Here is a 1,786-nt window from a genome sequence, read left to right as displayed (position 1 = left end):
GGGGGGGGGGGGGGGGGGGGGGGGGGGGGGGCTCGACTCGCTGCGGCTGGTCGAGTGGGCCGCCCCTGCGCCCCGGGCGGGCGAGGTGACCATCGCGGTGCGGGCCGCCGGGGTGAACCCGATCGACTACAAGAACCTGCCCGAGCCGCTCGGCTTCGAGGTGTCGGGGGTGATCAAGGCTGTGGGACACGGTGTCTCACTCGGCGTGGGGGATCCGGTGCTGGCGTTCCGGATCTCCGGGGGATATGCCACGGAGGTGACCGCGCCGGCCCGTGACGTCTTCCGCAAACCCGCCGAGCTGGACTTCCCGCAGGCTGCGAACCTGCTGCTGGCCGGCACCGCCGCCGCGGAGGCGCTGCATCTCACCGGCGTGACGGGCGGGGACACGATCCTCGTGCACGGTGCCGGGGGAGCGGTCGGGGTCAGCGTGCTGCAACAGGCCCGCGAGGCGGGAGCCAGGGTCATCGGCACGGCCTCCGCGGCGGGCTTCAGCACGGTACGCGGATTCGGCGCGACCCCCGTGCCGTACGGGCCGGGCCTCGCCGACCGGGTCCGCGGGCTCGCCCCGGCGGGGGTGGACGCGGCGATCGACTGCGTCGGCGTGGACGAGGCGGTTGACGTGTCACTCGCTCTCGTCGCCGACCGCGGGCGGATCGTCACCACGGCGGCTCACGCGCGGGCGTACGAGGAAGGCTTCCACGCCGTGGGCGGCACCCGTGCCAGCGTGACCTTCCGTGACAACGTCCGGGCCCACCTGATAGATCTCGCCCGTCACGGGCGCCTGGTCGTGCCGGTGGCCCACACGTTCCCGCTGGACGAGGCGGTGCAGGCGCTGAAGCTGCTCCGCTCCGGCCACGGCGGCGGCAAACTCGCCCTGGTGGTGGAGCGGTGACCCCTGGGGTGGTGGCGTCTTGATCACGCTCAACGACGGCAAGCGGCTGCCTCCGGTCGGGCTCGGCACCTATGCGCTCGACGCCGGGCAGGTGCTGAGCGGTCTCGAAGCGGGGTACCGGCTGCTCGACAGCGCGCTCAAGTACGGCAACGAGGCCGAGGTCGGCGAGGCCGTACGCCGGTCGGGTATCGACCGCGCGGAGCTGCGGGTGACGACCAAACTGCCCGGGCGGTACCACGGCTTCACCAAGACCCTCGAAGGGTTCGAGGTGTCGCTGCGCAACCTCGGCCTCGACTACGTGGACCTGTACCTCATCCACTGGCCGCTGCCCCGCCTCGACCTGTACGTCGAATCGTGGCGGGCGATGATCAAGCTGCGGGAACAGGGGGTGATCCGCTCGATCGGGGTCAGCAACTTCACCACCGGCCAGCTCGACCGGCTCATCGCCGAGACCGGCGTCACGCCCGCGGTCAACCAGATCGAGCTGCACCCGTTCTTCCCGCAGGCCGGCCAGCTCGCTGACGACGGTTCCCGGGGCATCGTGACGCAGAGCTGGAGTCCTCTCGCTGAGGGCCGGGACCTGGGGCGGGTCCCGGTGATCGCGAGCATCGCCGCGGAGCACGGGGTCAGCCCGGCGCAGGTGGCGCTGCGCTGGAACACCCAGCTCGGTGCGATTCCCGTCCCGCGCTCCGGCGACCCCGGGCGGCAACGGGCGAACCTCGGCATCTTCGGCTTCACCCTCACCGGCGAGCAGATGACAGCGCTGTCCGGGCTCGGTCGCGGCCGATTGTGGGGCGCGGACCCGGACTACTACGAGTCCTTCTGACCGGACCGGGCCGCGCTGGGCGGGGGCCTATCTGGGCAGGCCGGTCGAGGGCGGGGGCCGGCCTGCCC

At 72.8% G+C, this 1,786-nt stretch carries 2 protein-coding genes; both read left to right on the top strand.

Features of this window, described 5'->3' with window-relative positions:
* Positions 1–892, top strand: an 892-nt coding sequence (locus tag Ahu01nite_RS33830) for an NADP-dependent oxidoreductase (RefSeq protein ID WP_203840782.1), incomplete at its 5' end; no start/stop codon positions are given.
* A 19-nt stretch (positions 893–911) separates the two neighbouring features.
* Positions 912–1,718 (top strand): aldo/keto reductase, encoded by an 807-nt coding sequence (locus tag Ahu01nite_RS33825; protein WP_203840781.1) that lies wholly within the window; start codon positions 912–914, stop codon positions 1,716–1,718.
* Positions 1,719–1,786 lie beyond the last annotated feature (68 nt).

This window comes from Winogradskya humida (assembly GCF_016862215.1).
GTDB classification, from domain to species: Bacteria; Actinomycetota; Actinomycetes; order Mycobacteriales; family Micromonosporaceae; genus Actinoplanes; species Actinoplanes humidus.
This window is presented reverse-complemented; position numbering and strand designations above follow the sequence as displayed.